Genomic DNA, 20260 nt, shown 5'->3' on the forward strand with positions numbered 1-20260 from the left:
AATACGTTTTCTGTCCCACTCCCGTTCCTACGATTAGTCAAGAACTTTATTCAAGTGAGCACTAAAAAAGACATCACTAAATAAACCTACAACAGTAAAAGTTTTTTGAATATGTTAACATAGGGTTGGATAGGTTATCAGTGTGGTGACATTCGATAATCGTATTCTTTATTGTTAATAACTAAGTGATGAATAGTTTTTAACAGCTTGTTCACACAAGCAATTATCGCAGTCTTATGGCCTTTTCCATAAGGCTGTTCTTTTAATTTATAGTAGTAATCAACGATATGGCTGGCATATAACCTTTGTCCCTTTAATATGTTTTGTATAACGATATAAAATAATGCTCTTGCGTGCTTGTTTCCCCGTTTATTAATTTTGTCTTTGTAATGTGTTTTTCCGGACTGGTATCTTTTTATATCAATGCCAATATAAGCATTCAACTGTTTGTGAGAAGAAAAAGCACGTATATCCCCTAGCTCCCCAATAATCATAGCTGCAGTTAACTCACCAATGCCTGCGAAAGCGATCAAAACAACCTTGATATTTTCATAGATGATAAGGAATGTACGTATGTTTTTGATCGTGGCTATATGAACTATGAACGCTTTGATTGCATGTTTGACATATGATGTAGCTGAAAGTCATAATGTTCTATCAGATCAAATGGTTTATATTGGTACGCCACAAAACCGTTCAGAGAATCCATATCGGTTATTAAAAGTCTATGACCATTCTGGCAAGCTGTTTTTGATTATTACGACGAGATTCGACTTATCCCCAGAAGAAATAGCGGATATTTACCAATCACGTTGGGCAATTGAGCTCTTTTTCAAATGGGTTAAACAACATGTGAATATCAAAAAATTTTATGGACACTCACAAACAGCTGTAACCAATCAAGTGTATATCACATTGATTGTGTACTGTCTTAATGTTTTAATGAAACTCAAGACCAACAGTCAAAAGACACTTCTACAAATCGTTCGATTACTTAAAGCTGTAATTTGGGAAGATCCAAAAAATTGGCTAAAAAATATTAAAGAGACAGTACCATAACACACAGTCTTGTTTGTCACGATTGCCATGCGAAATTGAATATGTCAAAAAATGGATGATTACTACCTTTATTAAAGTGTTTTCCTTTTTGGGATTCAAACAAAACAATTTAGTTCAGAATATTCTGTATGGTTTTGTGCGACACTAGTGATTGAAGTTGAAATGACGAAATTCCTTCAATTTGATACGCAAAAATGAATCAATAGTTAAAAAATACTATGATTTTTGTAGCATATACTGTATAATATGAAATGTAAAGATCAGTTTATGAGGGTTTGTTATACGTGAATTCGTATAGGAAACCCCTTTTTTATGAGGTGGATGGTTAAAAATGGAGGAGAAAAAATATCGAAGTCATCGTAAAAGACTTGAATTATTAAGAAATAGAAGAATGAGTATACCAATTAATTCGAGTAAAGAAAGAAATATTATAAAAAAATATAACTATTATACTTTGGTTAATGGGTACAAAGATCCCTTTTTGGTTAATAGAAGAGATTATCCTGCAGATTATCCTCAAAATGAAGATTTATACATAAGGGGTACAAATCCATCGCATTTAGAGGCGCTATTAAATTGTGACAATAATTTAAGAAATATATTTTTAAAAAGATTATTATTTATAGAAGAAGAAATTAAGAACGCTATAGTGGAATCTTTTTATGACTACTATTCGAAAAACCTAACAAGCAAACACAAAAAAGATAATTTACATAGAGAAAATGAGTATTTAAGAAGAGATTATTATGATTTAAATAATAATAAAAAGAAAATAATAATGTATAAAAGCGGGAAAATAAAGATTTTTGATTCTGAATTTAGTGATATTCCATCAGATAAACCTATAAAAAATTGCAAAAAAGGGGAAATTAAAAGAGTAAATCAATATGAAGAATTTGTTTCTAATGTGTATGGAACAATAAGCAGGCAAAGAAACAAAAAACAGTCTTTGAAATATTATTTAGATAACCATAGATATATACCTATGTGGGTGCTTGTTCAAGTATTAACATTCGGAAATATATCGAAAATGTTTGATATCCAAATATTTGAAGTTCGAAAACAAATTGTAAATATACTTAATTTGAATAGCGGAAATTTAAACTTGAATGAAAATTTCCATACAATTTCCAACATATTTAATATTTTGAACATTTATAGGAATATTAGTGCTCACGGTGAAAGGCTTTTTTGTACATCTACTAAAATTGAAATTGATGATGATTATCAAAAATTCAGTTTATTATTACCAGGTTATAATAGAGTGGAACGTTGTCATAAAAGGAACGTAGAATTATATGCTCGAGAATTCACTACTTTACAAAGAAGAAAAAATGGTCTGTTCAAACTTATTTTTTGTATAAGTCTTTTTTTAAACAAAACTGAATTGAAAAAACTAGTTAAAGAAATAAAAAAAGAATTAAAAGATTTAGAAAGTGTTTTAAAATCAACTAGTTATAATAATGTTTTGTTTATGATGGGGTTGGATTTTGATTGGGAAGAAAGGTTATTAAATCGTTAAAATAGTTGAATTAAGTTGAGAAATGAGAAATACAATAGGTAGGGTTAGTATTATAAAAGAGATACAGACAAAATTGTTCGTTACTAAAATATTTTAATTTGTAGTAGTTTGTAGTATGTTAATAAATAAGTCTGACGCATGGAATGTATGCTTCAGTTTTTCGCCAGTTTTAAAAATTAATTTGCTCTTAAAATAAAAAGGGCGAGATATTGATAGAAAGTGCGAGGTCATGAAAGAATTTTACGATTAAGAACGTCTATAACCCTTGATATAACAACACTTTGAATAACTAAGAATAACCACCGATATAAGTGCAATTATCCCAGCGAAATAATTATTCATTTTATTAAGAACCAACAAAACGCCCCTTATCCTACATGAATAGTGGATAAGAGGCGTTTTGCGCTAATAAGTCCTCCCAACTAAAAGAGTTGAGTCAGATACTTATTGCTCTACTTGAATGTTATTCTAGCGTTACTTTACTTAAATATCAAGTGTGGATGTCATCTGTCCTTATTCTAATGCGCTATGACAATCAATCTTTTGTGAAGATGCCAAGAATATAGCTGATCACAAAACCTAGACCGAGTGTTACGATCGACACCAGCCAAGTGAGTGGGCTAGTAGGCAGTCCGGGATAAACGGAAAACAAGGAGCCGATGACGAGCCCTAAAATCGCGGCGTATGTCATAAAAGTATAGTGCTGTAATAAGTAGGTGATCAGTTTACTTGCAATAAGAAAACCGGTCACAACACCTAAACCGACTGTCATAATGACAGGTAGAGCTGCAAAGTTCAACCGAACTATCTCTGAAATTGAATAAGTGACTGTACTATAAACGCCGAAAAGTAATAGAATGAATGATCCTGAAATACCAGGTAACAACATCGCACTAGAGGCGCATATTCCAGCAATAAAGTATTTAAATAACATAGGCATCGATAAATCAATATATGATGGAGCACCGTGAGTAGTGTCACCTTTGAAAAAAGCCATTGCACCTAAAAGGACAATAGAGATAATCATAATCAACCAATGTCGGATTGTAAATGTTTGTTTGACTTTGGAAATCCGGAGTAAAAAAGGGATGACGCCTAAGATGAGACCAAAGAAAAAGAACATAGTCGGTACTTCATGAGCTGCAAGCAGATAGTTAATAACACTGCTTAAAATACCTATTGCTAAGCCCATTCCAATTACAATAGGAAGTAAAAAAGAAAAGCTCTTTTTAAAGTTTTTGGAAAATATACCGCTGACTGATGCGATAAAGTCATCATATATACCGAGAAGTAGTGCGATTGTACCACCACTCACTCCCGGAATTAAATCACTAATCCCCATTGCAAAGCCACGAGGAATGTTTGAAAGTTTGAATTTAGACATAAAAAGCGTCCTTTCTGTATCGGTCATTTTATCATACCATAATATGATAATAAGTGTGAGTTTAAACATACAAAGTATATTTATGCGTTCGTATAATCTGATCTGGTGTCTCCATTAGTGCCTATAAAAGAGATAGATATATATTATTTCTTGATTGAGAACAGACCCACTACTATTATCAATAACCTTTCTCATATTAGATTTATTAAAGATTCATGTCGAAAGCGCTTTTAGAACCCGAAAAGGTTTATCATTCGATTTATTTCCGTTATAATAGGCATGTAGAAAATAAGAATAATTTTGACGTTACTTTAAAATTATTATAAACTAGTTTAAGGAATTAAACATTTATTTGGAGGGAATATCAATGCCATCAGTATTAGAAATTAAAGATTTACACGTATCTATAGATGATAAAGAAATCTTAAAAGGTGTTAACTTAACGATTAACACGGGTGAAATTCATGCGATTATGGGGCCGAATGGTACAGGTAAGTCCACTTTATCTTCTGCGATTATGGGTCATCCATCATTTGAAATTACAAAAGGTGAAGTATTGTTAGATGGTGTCAATGTACTTGAGTTAGAAGTGGATGAGCGTGCAAAAGCAGGCTTATTTTTAGCGATGCAATATCCATCAGAAATCACAGGTGTGACTAATGCTGACTTTATGCGTTCAGCAATCAATGCACAACGTGAAGAAGGCCAAGAAATTAACTTGATGCAATTCATCAAAAAGTTAGATAAACAAATGGACTTTTTAGAGATGGATAAAGATATGGCACAACGCTATTTAAATGAAGGTTTCTCAGGTGGGGAGAAGAAACGTAACGAAATTTTACAACTCATGATGCTACAACCTAAGTTTGCAATTCTTGACGAAATTGACTCAGGGCTTGATATCGATGCTTTAAAAGTTGTGTCTAAAGGTATCAACGAAATGCGTGGAGATGAGTTTGGTTCATTAATTATTACGCACTATCAGCGCTTGTTAAACTACATCACACCTGACCAAGTACACGTAATGTATAACGGAATCATCGTAAAAACGGGTGGTGCAGAGTTAGCAAAACGTTTAGAAGAAGAAGGTTACGAGTGGGTTAAAGAAGAATACGAAGCAGTACAAGCTAACCAATAATCATCAATTTAGGAGGAAATAATTATGACGACTGAAACATTAAATATTTCTGAAGCTCAACTTGTTGATTATTCACAAGCTCAAAACGAACCTTCTTGGATGGCTACTTTAAGAAAAGAAGCGTTAAAACAAACAGAGGCTTTAGAAATGCCAAAACCTGACAAAACAAAACTCGACAAATGGGATTTTGATTCATTCAAACAGCACTATACAACAGGGGCTGTATTTGATAGTTTGAATGAACTCCCAACAGAAATTGATCGTATCATTAATAATGAAAATATCGAGAATTTAATTATACAGCATAACAATACTTTAGCTTTTACAAAAGTGAACGACCAAGCTAAAAATGATGGTGTGATTATTGAACATATTAGCGAGGCTTTACAAAACCATAGCGAACTCGTTAAGCAATATTATATGAAAGATGCCGTAACAGTAGATGAACATCGTTTAACAGCTTTGCATACAGCATTAATGAACGGCGGCGTATTCGTATATGTGCCTAAAAATGTAGTTGTAGCAGATCCAATTCAATATGTTGTTTTACATGATGATGAGCATGCCAGCTTTTTCAATCACGTATTAATTGTTGCTGAAGAAAGTGCGGAAGTGACATATGTTGAGAACTATCTTTCAACGACGAGTGGTGCAGGAAACCAATTAAACATTATTTCAGAAGTTATCGCTCAACCTAATGCTAAGATTTCATACGGTTCAGTAGACTTTTTAGATAAAGGTTTCACAGGTCATATTATTCGACGTGGTGTGACTGCTGAAGATGCATCTATTAATTGGTCACTCGGTTTAATGAACGAAGGGGACCAGATTATTGATAATACAACAAATCTTATCGGTGATCGTTCGACATCAGATTTAAAATCTGTTGTTGTTGGACGTGGTGATCAAACTGTAAACTTAACATCAAAAATTGTTCAATATGGTAAAGAAACAGATGGCTATATTTTAAAACATGGTGTTATGAAAGAAAATGCGTCATCGATTTTTAACGGTATTGGTCATATTAAACATGGTGGTAAAGGCTCATCAGCAAACCAATCTTCTCGTGTACTTATGTTGTCTGAAAATGCACGAGGCGACGCTAATCCGATCTTATTAATTGATGAAGATGACGTAGAGGCAGGTCACGCAGCATCTGTTGGACGTGTAGATCCAGAGCAATTGTATTATTTGATGAGTCGTGGTATTTCACAAGAGGAAGCAGAGCGTCTTGTTATTCATGGTTTCTTAGATCCAGTTGTACGTGAACTACCGATAGAAGATGTACAACGTCAATTACGAGAAGTTATCGAACTCAAAGTAGGTAAATAACAAACTTTAGAAAGGTCTGTGATACAAGTGGCTGATACACAACTTGATGTAAAAGCAATCATACAAGACTTTCCAATATTAGACCAACAAGTGAATGGAAAGCGCCTTGCCTATCTAGATTCAACGGCAACGAGTCAAAAACCAAAGCAAGTGATTGAAGTATTGGAAGATTATTACAATCGCTATAATTCTAATGTTCACCGTGGTGTGCATACATTAGGCTCGCTTGCGACAGATGGCTATGAAGGTGCGAGAGAGGCTGTTCGCCGTTTTATACATGCACAATATTTTGAAGAGGTTATTTTTACGCGTGGTACGACAGCTTCAATCAACTTAGTGGCACATAGTTACGGTGATGCAGTGATTGAAGTGGGTGATGAAATTGTTGTTACCGAGATGGAACATCATGCGAATATTGTACCTTGGCAACAGTTAGCTAAACGTAAAGGTGCTACATTAAAATTTATACCGATGACGCCCGATGGAACATTAACACTAGAAGCAGTCAAAGAAACGATCACAGATAAGACGAAAATTGTTGCTGTGGCACATGTTTCGAATGTGTTGGGGACAATTAATGATGTCAAAGCCATTGCTGAGGTTGCACATGAACATGGTGCGATTATTGCAGTTGATGGTGCGCAGTCAGTACCTCACATGAAAGTAGATGTGCAAGATTTAAATGTAGACTTTTATAGTTTTAGTGGTCATAAAATGTTAGGTCCCACAGGTATTGGCGTATTATATGGTAAACGACAACACTTACAAAATATGGAACCCATAGAATTTGGTGGAGATATGATAGATTTTGTTGGTTTATACGAAAGTACATGGACAGATTTACCAACTAAGTTTGAAGCGGGGACACCATTGATTGCACAGGCGATTGGTTTAAAAGCTGCTATTGATTATTTGGAAGCGGTTGGTTTTGAGGCAATTCATAGTTATGAGCAACAACTGACACAATATGCGTACGATCAAATGTCACAAATTGAAGGCATTGAAATTTATGGTCCAGCAGCAGATCAACGTGCAGGTATTATTACTTTCAATTTAGAAGGTGTTCATCCACATGATGTTGCGACAGCATTAGATACTGAAGGTGTTGCAGTACGTGCCGGACACCATTGTGCACAACCGCTTATGAAGTGGTTGAATGTATCATCAACAGCACGTGCAAGCTTTTATATTTACAACACTAAAGAAGATATCGATCAACTTGTCGAAGGATTGAAGAGAACGAAGGAGTTTTTCTCATATGAATTTTAATAACTTAGATCAATTGTATCGCTCGGTGATTATGGATCATTACAAAAACCCTCGTAACAAAGGGGTTATTGAAGATGGTACGATGACTGTTGATATGAACAATCCAACATGTGGTGACCGCATCCGTCTAACATTTGATATTGTAGATGGCATTGTTAATGATGCAAAGTTTGAAGGTGAAGGTTGTTCTATCTCCATGTCAAGTGCATCTATGATGACAGAGGCAATAAAAGGTCATAGTCTGAAAGAGGCTATGCAGATGAGTCAAGAGTTTACAAAAATGATGCTTGGGGAAGACTATACCATTACTGAAGATATGGGTGATATTGAAGCACTTCAAGGTGTTTCTCAGTTCCCAGCACGTATTAAATGTGCAACGCTTGCATGGAAAGCATTAGAAAAAGGAACCGTTGAAAAAGAAGGCAAAGGAACGACCGAAGAAGATTAAGTTTAAAAGTTGTAAGGATGCAGACATAGAGATGTCAATCCTTTATGATATATGCGTAATGCATTGCAATTTGCAGTGTGTCAAGTAAACACTATAAGAGGAGTGATGATGGATGGCTAAAAAAGCACCAGATGTGGGCGATTATAAATATGGCTTCCATGATGAAGACGTATCGATTTTTAGATCTGAGCGTGGTTTGACAGAAAATATTGTTCGTGAAATCTCAAATATGAAAGGCGAGCCTGAGTGGATGTTAAACTTCCGCTTAAAAGCATTGAAATTATTTTACAAAATGCCAATGCCACAATGGGGTGGTGACTTATCAGAGTTAGACTTTGATGACATCACATATTATGTTAAACCATCAGAGCGTTCAGAGCGTTCATGGGATGAAGTACCCGAAGAAATTAAACGTACTTTTGATAAGTTAGGTATTCCTGAAGCAGAACAAAAATATTTGGCGGGTGTTTCAGCGCAATACGAATCAGAAGTAGTTTATCATAATATGGAAAAAGATCTTGAAGAAAAAGGGATTATCTTTAAAGATACAGATACAGCACTAAAAGAAAATGAAGCGTTATTTAAAGAGTACTTTGCATCAGTCATTCCTGCCGCTGATAACAAATTTGCAGCATTAAATTCAGCAGTATGGTCAGGAGGTTCATTTATCTATGTGCCTAAAAATGTGAAGTTAGATACACCATTGCAAGCGTATTTCCGTATCAACTCAGAAAACATGGGACAATTCGAACGTACATTAATCATTGCAGATGAAGGTGCGTCGGTGAACTATGTTGAAGGTTGTACAGCACCAGTCTATACAACGAACTCATTACACTCAGCTGTTGTTGAAATTATTGTGCACAAAGATGCGCATGTGCGCTATACAACAATTCAAAACTGGGCAAACAACGTATACAACCTTGTAACAAAACGTACGCTTGTCCATGCGAATGGTAACATGGAATGGGTAGATGGTAACATGGGTTCTAAATTAACGATGAAATACCCAGCATGTGTACTTGTTGGTGAAGGTGCAAAAGGCAGTACGTTATCTATTGCTTTCGCAGGTAAAGGACAAGTGCAAGATGCCGGTGCGAAAATGATTCACAAAGCACCGAATACATCTTCAACGATCGTCTCAAAATCAATTTCAAAAGATGGCGGTAAAGTTGTGTATAGAGGTATTGTCCACTTTGGACGTAAAGCAAAAGGTGCACGTTCAAATATCGAATGTGATACATTAATCTTAGATAATGAATCAACATCAGACACAATCCCATATAATGAAATTTTTAATGATAATATTTCATTAGAACATGAGGCGAAAGTATCAAAAGTATCAGAAGAACAACTTTTCTACCTCATGTCTCGTGGTATTTCAGAAGAAGAAGCAACAGAAATGATTGTTATGGGCTTTATTGAGCCATTTACAAAAGAATTACCGATGGAATATGCCGTTGAAATGAACCGTCTTATCAAATTCGAGATGGAAGGGTCTATCGGATAATATAAACGAAGAGGTATCAAAGACTTGTGCTTAATAGCTGAGTCTTTGATACCTTTTTGATACCCAAAATACAAAGTTTTAAGTTGAAAATGAAGTGGTCGTCCAGAGGGTTCAGCTTCGTATTTTCTGCTATGAAGGTCATGAAACCCTATGATATTGTGACAATATCGTAAGTATAGATGGATTAACACTGGAATTGCATGTCAAAAAAGATGTATTTCTACGTTAACCTGAGTTGAAGGTAAAAGAATAAAAAACTATTGAATAGATATAGCTGACAGTCAAAGGAGAACTTTATGGAATTAAATGATTATCAAAGTTTGGCGTTAAGAACACATGGTGGACATGTAACAAAGCATCTTGCCTTATCTAACTATGCTTTAGGACTTACAGGAGAAGCAGGTGAGGTGGCAGATCTTATTAAAAAACATATTTTTCATGGTCATGAATTAGAGAGGGAAGCTATTGTCAAAGAATTAGGAGATGTGCTGTGGTATTTATCATCACTTGCACATGTTTGTGATATCACTTTAGATGAGGTTGCAGAACAAAATATTGAAAAGTTAACGAAACGCTACCCTAATGGCTTCAACTATCATGACAGTATTTATCGAACAGAACAAAATGAATAAAAGGGTATGGCATTACGAATAATAGAACTTGCTATCCATATGTGATATGAAGACATTTAATTATAGTAAAGATGTTTTGTCTCTGATCATTTGCACATAATATATGAAGTGACACAGTATTGTAAGTTATTGTCACTCGAATTGAATTGCACTTAATCTATATAAGGAATATAATAATATTATTATACTTTAGTGGTATTTGAGAGGAGAGACTAATAATGAAAGAAAAAACAACATTATCGTATGCTCAGGTTTTATATGCCACGCTTATTGGAGGATTATTATCAGGGATTGTCAAGTTAGGTTGGGAAGTCATGTTTCCACCACGTACACCTGAACGTAATGCTACAAACCCGCCACAAGCTTTACTGGAAAAATTGGGTTTTAGTCATGATTTTACACATATGACATATCAATTTTCTGAACAATCTATGCCATGGGTAAGTTTTATAATTCATTTTAGTTTTGCGATAGTATTTGCATTTATTTATATTATATTAGTAAAACGTTTTTCAATTGTCGCAATGGGTTATGGGGCAGTGTTTGGTATTGTTGTATGGATCGCGTTTCATCTTGTGATTATGCCAGCGATGAACGTTGTACCTAGTATGTTTGATCAGCCATTCCATGAACACTTGTCAGAGTTTTTTGGTCATATCGTATGGATGATGGTCATTGAACTTGTCAGACGATACTATGTGTATAAAAATGCATTTATGTAACGTTAATCAAAGCATATATCATAAAATAACCATCTGACCTTAATGGATTGGATGGTTATTTTTGAGCTTTTCGAGTTGTACGCTGTGCGGTGGGAATAAAATGATAACGTGTCTATTATTTTTATCAATGCAGTATAGAAAAGTGGTATACAATATGCGTTTCTTCGTTAACTGATCCTGTGACTTGATTTTCAAGTATACATATTAGAAAATAAAATTATTGTAAATAATGAAGGATTAAAGCTGAGGAATTTATAGCTTTTGTTTCATGCTTCTATTTACATGATGTCTTATAAAAATCTTTGATATTTAGAGTCGAATAGAGGAGGCGCTGCTTAGTGATCATTGCGATCATTTTACTCATTTTTGTGTCGTTTTTCTTTTCAGGAAGTGAAACGGCGTTGACAGCTGCGAACAAAGTAAAGTTAAAAGCAGAAGCAGATCAAAATAACCTTAAAGCAACAAAACTATTGAAGTTACTAGAAAAACCAAGTGAGTTTATTACAACGATCTTGATTGGGAATAATATTGCAAATATCTTACTCCCCACACTTGTAACTATTTTAGCAGTAGACATGGGGTTAAATGTTGGTGTAGCATCAGCTATTTTAACAGTTGTCATCATTATGTTTGCTGAAGTGATTCCAAAATCAATTGCAGCGACTTTCCCAGATGCTATTGCACGTATTGTTTATCCGATTATCCAGTTTTTTATTATATTATTTAAACCCATTACGCTTGTATTAAATACGATTACAGATGGATTGACAAAATTTTTATCTCGAGGACATGAAGTGAATAAAATGTCCAAAGAAGAAGTGAGAACAATGGTTGCCATTGCAGGTACAGAGGGCGCTTTTAATGAATTAGAGCGCAATCGTATTCAAGGTGTGATGGATTTTGATCGTTTGAAGATTGATGATGTGAATAATACACCACGTGTAAATGTAACATCACTGTCAGTAGATGATACATACGATGAAGTCTATGACATTGTGATGAATCATCCCTATACGCGTTATCCAGTATACGAAGGTGATATAGACAATGTTGTAGGTGTGTTTCATTCGAAGTATCTATTAGCGTGGAGTCGAGATGTCGATAAAACAGTTATGGATTATAGTTCAGAACCATTATTTGTGTATGAACATAATCGTGCAGAATGGGTATTACGAAAGATGACAGTGACACGAAAGCATATGGCAATTGTACTCGATGAATACGGTGGAACAGACGCCATTGTAACACATGAAGATTTGATTGAAGAAATGCTGGGTATGGAAATAGAAGATGAGATGGATCGTGAAGAACGAGAGAAACTAAATCAGATACGTTAACAAACGAAGGACTAGGAAAAGTTACTGTATAACAAGCCCTAGTCCTCTTTCATATAAAAAGGTTTATATTTTAAGATGTGCTAAGATAGAGAGGGAAACGAAATGATACAGATTGGATTAACAGGTTGGGGTGATCATGATACGCTATACGACCATACGATGTATAAAGGCGATAAGTTGCAAGCGTATGCAAGTCATTTTCCGGTCGTTGAGTTGGATGCGTCGTATTATGCGATTCAACCTGAACGTAACATTCAAAAATGGATAGATGAAACACCACAGCGTTTTAAGTTCGTTGTTAAAATTCATCAAGCACTAACATTGCATGCGGATTACCGGGAATATGTTGAACATATAGAAGACCTATTTGAAGCCTTTCGCTTAATGATCAAACCCTTGTATCTTACAAATAAACTTGCAATGGTGTTAGTGCAATTTCCACCATGGTTTGATTGTACGACGAAAAATATTAATTATATTCGCTATGTACGTCAACAATTACAAGATATTCCTGTATGTATAGAGTTTCGTCATCGCTCATGGTTTGATGGGGCGATGAAAGAACGTACATTAGAATTTTTAACAACGCAAAAACTTATTCATTCAGTATGTGATGAGCCACAAGCTGGAGAGGGATGTATCCCATTTGTGAATCGTATGACACAATCTACAGCTCTCATAAGATTACATGGACGGAATGTACATGGGTGGACGAAAAAAGATATGACTGATCAAGAGTGGCGAAATGTACGCTATTTATATCAATATTCTGATGATGAATTGATGGATTTGGCAGAACATATTCGCATTCTTGAACAAAAGGCAGAACAAGTGTATGTCATTTTTAACAATAACTCTGGAGGACACGCTGCAGGTAATGCCAAAGTGCTACAACACCATTTAGGTATTGATTATGAAGGATTGGCGCCACAGCAACTGAAATTATTTTAAGGAGAAGGTAATATGAGTGTGATTATTTTGATACTGATTGGCTTTTTATCTGCAGTGATTGGGTCAATTGTAGGAATTGGTGGCGGTATTATTATTGTACCAACGCTGATCTATTTTGGAATGACACTGGGCATTTTGGAAGGGATCACACCGCAAACAGCAATTGGTACATCATCTATTATATTGATCGTAACAGGATTTTCATCGACTTTAGGGTATCTTAAAGTCAAACAAGTCGATGTTAAAAATGGCATGATTTTTTTGGTGGGGATTATTCCGGGAGCTTTGATTGGTGCATATTTAAGTAGATATTTAACACTTCACTCATTTAACCTGTATTTCGGTATTTTTCTCATTATTGTTGCCATGTTATTGATGGTTCGTCATAAAATCCCGCCGATACAGTCATTTCAAAAAGAACAGTATATGAAATCATTCACTGATCTACATGGCCAAGAATATCATTACAGTGTTGTTCCTAGTACTGCGATGCTCTCATCATTTCTAATTGGTATTACGTCTGGACTTTTTGGCATCGGTGGTGGTGCACTTATGACACCGTTGATGTTACTCGTCTTTCGCTTTCCACCTCACGTCGCTGTTGGCACGAGTATGATGATGATTTTTTTCTCAAGTATCACCAGTTCAGTGGGGCATGTCGTATTGGGTCATGTTGTATGGGGATACAGTATCATATTGATTATTGCGAGTTGGATCGGTGCAAGGTTAGGTGTCAAAATCAATAAGACCGTTCAATCTGATACGGTTGTTCTTATTTTGCGTATCGTAATGCTGGTACTCGGTATCTATCTGATTGTACGTTCATTTTATAGTTAAGGCAGGTGAATATTGATGCGCGTTACACTTTATCACACAAATGATATACATAGTCATCTGAATGCTTATACACGAATTAAACAATATATGGCTACACAACGACCAACATTGAGGCACCCTTCATTATATTTGGATATAGGAGATCATGTAGATTTATCTGCACCCGTTACACAAGGTACAATGGGCAAACGCAATGTACAATTATTAAATGAAGCTCAGTGCGATATTGCAACAATTGGCAATAACGAAGGCATGACCATTTCACATGAAGCACTGAATGCATTGTATAAGGATGCACAATTCACTGTGACATGTGCTAACATTTTTGATGAACAAGGCAACCTACCTCAACATTTTGTTCAATCCTATATTCGAGAGATTAAGGGTGTACGCTTTATGTTTGTGGCTGTAACTGCACCTTTTACCCCCTTCTATCGTGCATTAGATTGGATTGTAACAGATCCGCTTGCTGCAATTAAAGATGTGGTTCAACAACAACGAGGGTCTTATGATGTTTTAATAGTGATGAGTCATGTCGGTATCTTTTTTGATGAGCAGCTTTGTGAAGAATTACCAGAGATTGATGTGATTTTCGGAGCACATACGCATCATCATTTTATAGATGGTGAAGAGAAAAATGGTGTGCTTATGGCTGCAGCAGGAAAGTATGGTCAGTTTTTAGGAGAAGTAACGCTTGATGTTGAAGAAGGCAAAGTTACGAAAAAGCGCGCGCAGTTACACGCTTTAGAGACTTTACCACAAGTAATAACAGATTTTGATAAAGAAGGTCGTGCGTTATTAGATCATCCAGTCGTTATGAAGCCTATGACTTTGCAGAGGGAGACAAACTTTATTACACAAGGAACTTATATGCTTGCACAGAGTATTCATGATTTTATAGGTGCGGATTGTACAATTATTAATGCAGGTTTATTGGTCAAAGGTTTTGAAAATAAACGTTTGACAGCATATGATATTCATCAAATGTTACCGCACCCTATTAATACTGTACGTGCTAAAATATCAGGACGTACATTGAAAGAAATTATTTTAACAGCACAAGAACAAACATATATGTATGAGCATGCACAAGGTTTAGGTTTTCGTGGTAACATTTTCGGAGGATACATTTTATATAATGTAGGTTATATTGAATCAAGCGATCGCTATTTTGTTAAAGGTGAGGAAATTGAAGATGACGTTATCTATACATTCGGTACCATTGATATGTATACTTTTGGACGTTATTTTCCGATGTTAAAAGGGCAGCCTATGGAATATTTAATGCCTGCTTTTTTACGAGATATTTTTACAGCGTACTTGCAGCGTTTATAAAACTTAAAACAAGTACATTTTAATTTTTAATAAAGTCCGTTATAATGGAAAAAGAGTTAACTTTTACGGGAGGGTACTTGTCGTTATGGCTACAAAAAATGAAGAAATTTTACGCAAACCAGATTGGTTGAAAATAAAGCTGAACACCAATGAAAATTACACAGGCCTTAAAAAAATGATGCGCGAGAAAAACTTGCACACAGTATGTGAAGAGGCAAAATGTCCAAACATTCATGAGTGTTGGGGTGCACGTCGTACAGCTACATTTATGATTTTAGGTGACGTATGTACGCGTGCGTGTCGTTTCTGTGCTGTGAAGACAGGATTACCAAACGAATTGGACTTAGGCGAACCAGAGCGTGTAGCAGAATCAGTCGAACTGATGAATTTAAAACACGTCGTTATTACAGCAGTAGCACGTGATGATTTAAAAGATGCAGGCTCTAATGTATATGCTGAAACAGTCCGCAAAGTTCGTGAACGTAATCCTTTCACAACAATTGAAATCTTACCTTCAGATATGGGTGGAGATTATGAAGCACTCAAAACGTTAATGGCAGCACGACCAGATATTTTGAATCATAATATCGAGACAGTTCGTCGCCTATCACCGAGAGTACGTGCACGTGCTACTTATGATCGTACATTAGAATTTTTACGTCGTTCTAAAGAATTACAACCTGATATTCCAACTAAATCAAGTATTATGGTAGGACTTGGAGAGACAATTGAAGAACTTCATGAAACAATGGATGATTTACGTGCTAATGATGTAGACATTTTAACTATTGGTCAATATTTACAGCCATCACGCAAACATCTTAAAGTACAAAAATATTACACACCATTAGAGTTTGGTAAGTTGCGTAAAGTCGCAATGGAAAAAGGATTTAAACATTGCCAAGCGGGTCCATTAGTTCGCAGTTCTTATCATGCTGATGAACAAGTTAATGAAGCGGCAAAAGCGAAACAACGCCTTGGTGATGAGCAGCTTAATTTATAGATATTAGGTGATGTAAAGATGATCAAAGTAGGTAACCTCTATTTTGAACTCGTAACGTCTTATAGGGATGGCTTTAACGAAGAAGATTTTGTAGCACGATATTCGGAAATTCTTGATAAGTATGATTATGTTGTCGGTGATTACGGTTATGATCAACTCAGACTGAAAGGTTTTTATCGTGATTCATATAAAAAAGCCGACTTTAACAAACGATTTTCAACGATTCAAGATTATTTGTTAGAGTATTGTAATTTCGGTTGTGCCTATTTTGTCGTAAGGCGAATGGCACAACATGAAGTGGAGAAACATTTTGCCGAAGCAGAAGACATTGATGAGAGTAATAAGCTCAAAGATGTTAAAATACAACCTACTATTCAAAATGAAAAGTAAAATAAAAACGAGCCTCCTATTTCGAGGCTCGTTTTTTAAGCGATGACATCAGAGAGATAAGCAGTAATTTCGTCAGCTTCATCATCATTAACGCCTAGAATGTAAGCGATGTAACCTTCCTCTTCTAAATCATCTGTACCAATGATACCGAATTTATTGGTTTGTGTATTTAAGACAAGTGTTTTACCATAATGGCGGTCTGTTTGGATTAAAACGAGATCGTAGCGACTATGTTCTCCGATAAACCCGACAAATCGAATTTGCGAAGGTTCGATGTCATCATATAAAAACATATCAATCATTATATGTCATACTCCTTTAAAAATTATCGTATAGACAGTATAGCGATAAATGAATCACCGTGCAAAATTATGATATGATAGATAGGAATAGAGGTGACATAAATGTATTTTGTAGATAAAGAACAACTTTCACAAAAATTACAGTATATTCAACGTTTAACGAGAGATTATGATGAAGTAAAAGGGAATCATTATGCCTTTGAACGTGTTGCACAGATGCTGATCGAATCATCTGTTGATATTGGCAATATGATTATTGATGCATTTATTTTAAGAGATCCCGGTAATTATAAAGATGTTATAGATATTTTAACATTAGAGGGTGCAATCTCTAAAGAGACGCAGACAGTATTGCATGAAACAATCGATGTGCGTCGTTCATTTGTACATCATTATGATACTTTAGACAGTGCGACATTAGTACCATTGTTTGATAAAGCAATACCTTATTATCAACAATTTATTGAAGAAGTTGTACATTTTTTAGAACATGAAAATGTACCTGTAACGGCATTTGGCAAAGGAGCACAATAAGTCATGAAAACATATAAAGCATATTTGATTGATTTAGACGGTACGTTATATAAAGGGAACGAGGTGATTCCGGGGGCAGCTGATTTTATTAAAGGCTTAAACACATACGATATCCCACATCTATATGTCACAAATAACTCAACTAAATCACCAGAAGATGTTGTTCAGAAGTTGACAGCGATGGGGATTCAAGCACAACCGTCGGAAGTTGTAACATCAGCAATGGCGACAGCGGATTATATTAGTGCAGAAAAGCCAGATGCAACAATTTATATGATTGGTGATACAGGCTTGAGAACGGCACTAACAGACAAGGGTCTGACTGTAAAAGATGATATTCATGTTGATTATGTTGTGATAGGTTTAGATGACCAAATCACATATGAAAAGTTGACAAAAGCGACATTAGCGGTTCAACAAGGCGCAACATTTATCTCAACGAACAAAGACCCTTCGATACCGAAAGAACAAGGATTTTTACCGGGCAATGGTTCATTGACAAGTGTAGTGACAGTATCTTCTAAAGTAGCACCTACTTTCATCGGTAAACCCGAAATACCTATCATGCAAAAAGCACTTGACATCTTACAACTAGAGAAATCAGATGTTGCAATGATTGGCGACTTATATGACACAGATATTATGTCTGGTATTAACATTGGGATTGATACGATTCATGTACAGACAGGCGTCACAACAGAAGCAGAAGCCATGTCTAAAAATGTACCCCCGACATACAGTATTAAAGATTTAACGGTATTATTGAATGAAATCAAAAAAGGTAAGTGATGGTATGGAGAAAATTTTAGTGACACGTCAAATTCCAGCAAAGTTTAAACAGCGGCTGGAAGCTTTAGGTGAAGTAGAAATGTGGGATCATCATCTCACACCAATGCCACGTGAAACATTTTTACAAGCAGCTGCAGATAAAACGGTATTACTTGTAACATTGAGTGAGCAAATTGATAATGCACTCTTTCAGCAGGCACCTCATCTAAAAATTATAGCGAATATGGCAGTGGGCTATGATAACATTGATCTTGTATCGGCAGAACAGCATGGTGTGGTTATTTCAAATACACCTCATGTATTAACCGAAACAACAGCAGAATTAGGGTTTGCATTAATGATGGCAGCTTCTCGCCGTTTACCAGAAGCGATAGATTATGTTCAAGATGGTCAATGGGAGAGTTGGGGTCCCTATCTGCTTGCTGGAAAAGATATTTATCATGCCAAGGTTGGTATTTTTGGTATGGGAGAAATAGGAAAAGCCTTCGCACGTCGTTTAAAAGGTTTCAATGCGGATATTCTTTATCACAATCGCTCACGTAATACAAAAGCTGAACACGAACTGGGTGCTTTTTATACATCCTTTGAAACATTGATTCGAGAAAGTGACTTTGTGGTTTGTACAGCACCATCGACACCTGAGACACAAAATAAGTTCGATCGAAGTGTCTTTCAAATGATGCGTGATGACGCTATTTTTGTCAATATTGGACGAGGGGATCTGGTTGTAGAAGAAGATTTAGTTGAGGCACTTATAGCAGGTGAAATTGCAGGTTGTGCGCTTGATGTAGTGCGTGATGAGCCGATTCGTATGGATCATCCATTACTTAAACAACCCAACGCTATTATTACGCCACATATCGGTAGTGCGACAGTATTAACACGTGATCAAATGATTCAAACTTGTGTGCTTAATATTGAAGATGTAGTTCAAGGAAGACCTGCACGTAATCAAGTGTAGAGTTAACGTTTTCAAATATGTAAAGCACGTAGAATAAAATCAACAGAGTGGACGATAAAATCTTAATAATTTCAAAGATTTTATCGTCCTATTCTATCCCATGCTTTATGCTTCAAAATTATGATTAATATAACGTTTAAGTGGTTTCAATTGAATATACCCATCTGCAACATATTCGTCATTCATCGTAATAAGTGGATAAAACAGTTCGTCTGCTTTAATTTGTTCAATAAAATGTTCATCGTGATCAGTTAAGTTTTCAGTATCTTGATCAATATCAATATAGGTAAATATAAAGTTATGATCTGGATATTGTTGAGGTAATAATGTTTGTAGCCACTCAAAAGTATTGCGTGAACTTGGTGCGTTTACACAACTAGCACAGACGACTTCTGCGCCGTACACAACAACTGTTATTTTAGTCATCTTCTTCCCCCTTAGTTAATACAATAGATTTTCAATACCATTTCTATTATAATAAGAAAAAGGGAGAATATGAACCATTTAACTTGAAAGGAGGCATAACACATGCCAACTGAAGATACAACAATGTATGATCAAGTAGCAGAAGTTATAGAGAAGTTGCGCCCATTTTTATTACGTGACGGTGGAGACTGTGCACTTGTAGATGTTGAAGATGGAATCGTTAAGCTTCAATTACTAGGTGCTTGTGGGACTTGCCCAAGTAGTACTATTACGTTAAAAGCAGGTATCGAGCGTGCACTCGTTGAAGAAGTGCCGGGTGTTATTGAGGTAGAGCAAGTATTCTAAGTGATAACACTTGATAAGATAAAGCATATAAATG

At 35.5% G+C, this 20260-nt stretch carries 21 protein-coding genes and 2 pseudogenes; 19 read left to right on the forward strand and 4 right to left on the reverse strand.

The annotated features are described in order from the left end of the window. Positions 1–137: 137 nt before the first annotated feature. Positions 138–554 (reverse strand): annotated as a pseudogene (locus FGL66_RS02065) (transposase); the annotation flags it as partial. On the opposite strand from FGL66_RS02065, the pseudogene FGL66_RS02070 reads away from it, so the two are divergent. Together FGL66_RS02070 and FGL66_RS02075 are read left to right on the forward strand one after the other, a co-directional pair. Continuing rightward, a pseudogene (locus FGL66_RS02070) lies at positions 507–1059 on the forward strand (transposase); the annotation flags it as partial. The pseudogenes FGL66_RS02065 and FGL66_RS02070 overlap by 48 nt on opposite strands. Positions 1060–1390: 331 nt before the next feature. Continuing rightward, on the forward strand, positions 1391–2581 hold the full coding sequence (locus FGL66_RS02075) for an Abi family protein (RefSeq protein WP_180809968.1): 1191 nt from the start codon (positions 1391–1393) through the stop codon (positions 2579–2581). 535 nt (positions 2582–3116) lie between these two features. Here FGL66_RS02075 and popT read toward each other — a convergent pair. Then, positions 3117–3965, reverse strand: coding sequence for a polyprenyl-phosphate transporter PopT (popT, locus tag FGL66_RS02080; protein ID WP_180809969.1), 849 nt, complete (start codon positions 3963–3965; stop codon positions 3117–3119). A 367-nt stretch (positions 3966–4332) separates the two neighbouring features. On the opposite strand from popT, the gene sufC reads away from it, so the two are divergent. From sufC to FGL66_RS02145, 13 genes are all read left to right on the forward strand, one after another. Next, positions 4333–5103: a Fe-S cluster assembly ATPase SufC gene (sufC, locus tag FGL66_RS02085; protein ID WP_180809970.1), complete on the forward strand. Its 771-nt coding sequence runs from the start codon at positions 4333–4335 to the stop codon at positions 5101–5103. Positions 5104–5127: 24 nt separating this feature from the next. After that, on the forward strand, positions 5128–6435 hold the full coding sequence (sufD, locus tag FGL66_RS02090; protein WP_180809971.1) for a Fe-S cluster assembly protein SufD: 1308 nt from the start codon (positions 5128–5130) through the stop codon (positions 6433–6435). A gap of 27 nt (positions 6436–6462) precedes the next feature. Continuing rightward, complete coding sequence (locus FGL66_RS02095; RefSeq protein ID WP_374757668.1) at positions 6463–7704, forward strand: cysteine desulfurase; 1242 nt, start codon at positions 6463–6465, stop codon at positions 7702–7704. Continuing rightward, positions 7694–8152 carry a Fe-S cluster assembly sulfur transfer protein SufU gene (gene sufU / locus FGL66_RS02100; protein ID WP_180809973.1) on the forward strand — a complete coding sequence of 153 codons (459 nt, stop codon included), beginning with the start codon at positions 7694–7696 and terminating at the stop codon, positions 8150–8152. The genes FGL66_RS02095 and sufU overlap by 11 nt, the downstream gene beginning before the upstream one ends. A gap of 112 nt (positions 8153–8264) precedes the next feature. Further along, positions 8265–9662, forward strand: a complete 1398-nt coding sequence (sufB, locus tag FGL66_RS02105) for a Fe-S cluster assembly protein SufB (RefSeq protein WP_180809974.1) — start codon at positions 8265–8267, stop codon at positions 9660–9662. A 296-nt stretch (positions 9663–9958) separates the two neighbouring features. Beyond that, a complete protein-coding gene (locus FGL66_RS02110) occupies positions 9959–10294 on the forward strand; it encodes a nucleoside triphosphate pyrophosphohydrolase family protein (protein ID WP_180809975.1) in 336 nt (111 codons plus the stop codon). A gap of 218 nt (positions 10295–10512) precedes the next feature. Beyond that, positions 10513–11016 (forward strand): YagU family protein, encoded by a 504-nt coding sequence (locus FGL66_RS02115; RefSeq protein WP_180809976.1) that lies wholly within the window; start codon positions 10513–10515, stop codon positions 11014–11016. Positions 11017–11354: 338 nt separating this feature from the next. Further along, complete coding sequence (locus FGL66_RS02120; RefSeq protein ID WP_180809977.1) at positions 11355–12353, forward strand: hemolysin family protein; 999 nt, start codon at positions 11355–11357, stop codon at positions 12351–12353. Between the two features lie 102 nt (positions 12354–12455). After that, positions 12456–13304 (forward strand): DUF72 domain-containing protein, encoded by an 849-nt coding sequence (locus FGL66_RS02125; protein WP_180809978.1) that lies wholly within the window; start codon positions 12456–12458, stop codon positions 13302–13304. Positions 13305–13316: 12 nt separating this feature from the next. Beyond that, positions 13317–14141 carry a sulfite exporter TauE/SafE family protein gene (locus tag FGL66_RS02130; RefSeq protein WP_180809979.1) on the forward strand — a complete coding sequence of 275 codons (825 nt, stop codon included), beginning with the start codon at positions 13317–13319 and terminating at the stop codon, positions 14139–14141. Positions 14142–14156: 15 nt separating this feature from the next. Then, positions 14157–15476 (forward strand): bifunctional metallophosphatase/5'-nucleotidase, encoded by a 1320-nt coding sequence (locus FGL66_RS02135; protein WP_180809980.1) that lies wholly within the window; start codon positions 14157–14159, stop codon positions 15474–15476. Between the two features lie 85 nt (positions 15477–15561). Continuing rightward, positions 15562–16479 carry a lipoyl synthase gene (lipA, locus tag FGL66_RS02140; RefSeq protein ID WP_180809981.1) on the forward strand — a complete coding sequence of 306 codons (918 nt, stop codon included), beginning with the start codon at positions 15562–15564 and terminating at the stop codon, positions 16477–16479. A gap of 18 nt (positions 16480–16497) precedes the next feature. Continuing rightward, on the forward strand, positions 16498–16869 hold the full coding sequence (locus FGL66_RS02145; protein WP_180809982.1) for a YutD family protein: 372 nt from the start codon (positions 16498–16500) through the stop codon (positions 16867–16869). A gap of 35 nt (positions 16870–16904) precedes the next feature. Here the strand turns inward: FGL66_RS02145 and FGL66_RS02150 are convergent, their stop codons facing one another. Next, positions 16905–17171 carry a DUF3055 domain-containing protein gene (locus tag FGL66_RS02150; RefSeq protein ID WP_180809983.1) on the reverse strand — a complete coding sequence of 89 codons (267 nt, stop codon included), beginning with the start codon at positions 17169–17171 and terminating at the stop codon, positions 16905–16907. Positions 17172–17273: 102 nt separating this feature from the next. Between FGL66_RS02150 and FGL66_RS02155 the strand changes: the two genes are divergently transcribed. From FGL66_RS02155 to FGL66_RS02165, 3 genes are read left to right on the forward strand one after another with little or no spacing between them, the layout of a single operon-like run. Then, positions 17274–17705: a DUF86 domain-containing protein gene (locus tag FGL66_RS02155; RefSeq protein WP_180809984.1), complete on the forward strand. Its 432-nt coding sequence runs from the start codon at positions 17274–17276 to the stop codon at positions 17703–17705. Between the two features lie 3 nt (positions 17706–17708). Then, entirely contained in the window at positions 17709–18494 is a 786-nt protein-coding gene (gene nucF, locus FGL66_RS02160; RefSeq protein ID WP_180809985.1) for a 5' nucleotidase NucF, read from the forward strand. A 4-nt stretch (positions 18495–18498) separates the two neighbouring features. Beyond that, a complete protein-coding gene (locus tag FGL66_RS02165; RefSeq protein WP_180809986.1) occupies positions 18499–19455 on the forward strand; it encodes a 2-hydroxyacid dehydrogenase in 957 nt (318 codons plus the stop codon). Positions 19456–19560: 105 nt separating this feature from the next. Here FGL66_RS02165 and FGL66_RS02170 read toward each other — a convergent pair whose 3' ends face one another. After that, positions 19561–19881, reverse strand: coding sequence for a YuzD family protein (locus FGL66_RS02170; RefSeq protein ID WP_180809987.1), 321 nt, complete (start codon positions 19879–19881; stop codon positions 19561–19563). Positions 19882–19983: 102 nt separating this feature from the next. On the opposite strand from FGL66_RS02170, the gene FGL66_RS02175 reads away from it, so the two are divergent. Further along, a complete protein-coding gene (locus FGL66_RS02175) occupies positions 19984–20226 on the forward strand; it encodes a NifU family protein (RefSeq protein ID WP_044360536.1) in 243 nt (80 codons plus the stop codon). Positions 20227–20260 lie beyond the last annotated feature (34 nt).

Source organism: Staphylococcus sp. 17KM0847 (genome assembly GCF_013463155.1).
GTDB lineage: Bacteria > Bacillota > Bacilli > Staphylococcales > Staphylococcaceae > Staphylococcus.

Excerpts from the sequence above, each read along its gene's own strand:
- FGL66_RS02075 (WP_180809968.1), top strand. The coding sequence starts at position 1,391 with ATGGAGGAGAAAAAATATCGAAGTCATCGTAAAAGACTTGAATTATTA.
- popT (WP_180809969.1), bottom strand. The coding sequence starts at position 3,965 with ATGTCTAAATTCAAACTTTCAAACATTCCTCGTGGCTTTGCAATGGGG.
- sufC (WP_180809970.1), top strand. The coding sequence starts at position 4,333 with ATGCCATCAGTATTAGAAATTAAAGATTTACACGTATCTATAGATGAT.
- sufD (WP_180809971.1), top strand. The coding sequence starts at position 5,128 with ATGACGACTGAAACATTAAATATTTCTGAAGCTCAACTTGTTGATTAT.
- sufU (WP_180809973.1), top strand. The coding sequence starts at position 7,694 with ATGAATTTTAATAACTTAGATCAATTGTATCGCTCGGTGATTATGGAT.
- sufB (WP_180809974.1), top strand. The coding sequence starts at position 8,265 with ATGGCTAAAAAAGCACCAGATGTGGGCGATTATAAATATGGCTTCCAT.
- FGL66_RS02110 (WP_180809975.1), top strand. The coding sequence starts at position 9,959 with ATGGAATTAAATGATTATCAAAGTTTGGCGTTAAGAACACATGGTGGA.
- FGL66_RS02115 (WP_180809976.1), top strand. The coding sequence starts at position 10,513 with ATGAAAGAAAAAACAACATTATCGTATGCTCAGGTTTTATATGCCACG.
- FGL66_RS02125 (WP_180809978.1), top strand. The coding sequence starts at position 12,456 with ATGATACAGATTGGATTAACAGGTTGGGGTGATCATGATACGCTATAC.
- FGL66_RS02130 (WP_180809979.1), top strand. The coding sequence starts at position 13,317 with ATGAGTGTGATTATTTTGATACTGATTGGCTTTTTATCTGCAGTGATT.
- FGL66_RS02135 (WP_180809980.1), top strand. The coding sequence starts at position 14,157 with ATGCGCGTTACACTTTATCACACAAATGATATACATAGTCATCTGAAT.
- lipA (WP_180809981.1), top strand. The coding sequence starts at position 15,562 with ATGGCTACAAAAAATGAAGAAATTTTACGCAAACCAGATTGGTTGAAA.
- FGL66_RS02145 (WP_180809982.1), top strand. The coding sequence starts at position 16,498 with ATGATCAAAGTAGGTAACCTCTATTTTGAACTCGTAACGTCTTATAGG.
- FGL66_RS02150 (WP_180809983.1), bottom strand. The coding sequence starts at position 17,171 with ATGATTGATATGTTTTTATATGATGACATCGAACCTTCGCAAATTCGA.
- FGL66_RS02155 (WP_180809984.1), top strand. The coding sequence starts at position 17,274 with ATGTATTTTGTAGATAAAGAACAACTTTCACAAAAATTACAGTATATT.
- nucF (WP_180809985.1), top strand. The coding sequence starts at position 17,709 with ATGAAAACATATAAAGCATATTTGATTGATTTAGACGGTACGTTATAT.
- FGL66_RS02165 (WP_180809986.1), top strand. The coding sequence starts at position 18,499 with ATGGAGAAAATTTTAGTGACACGTCAAATTCCAGCAAAGTTTAAACAG.
- FGL66_RS02170 (WP_180809987.1), bottom strand. The coding sequence starts at position 19,881 with ATGACTAAAATAACAGTTGTTGTGTACGGCGCAGAAGTCGTCTGTGCT.
- FGL66_RS02175 (WP_044360536.1), top strand. The coding sequence starts at position 19,984 with ATGCCAACTGAAGATACAACAATGTATGATCAAGTAGCAGAAGTTATA.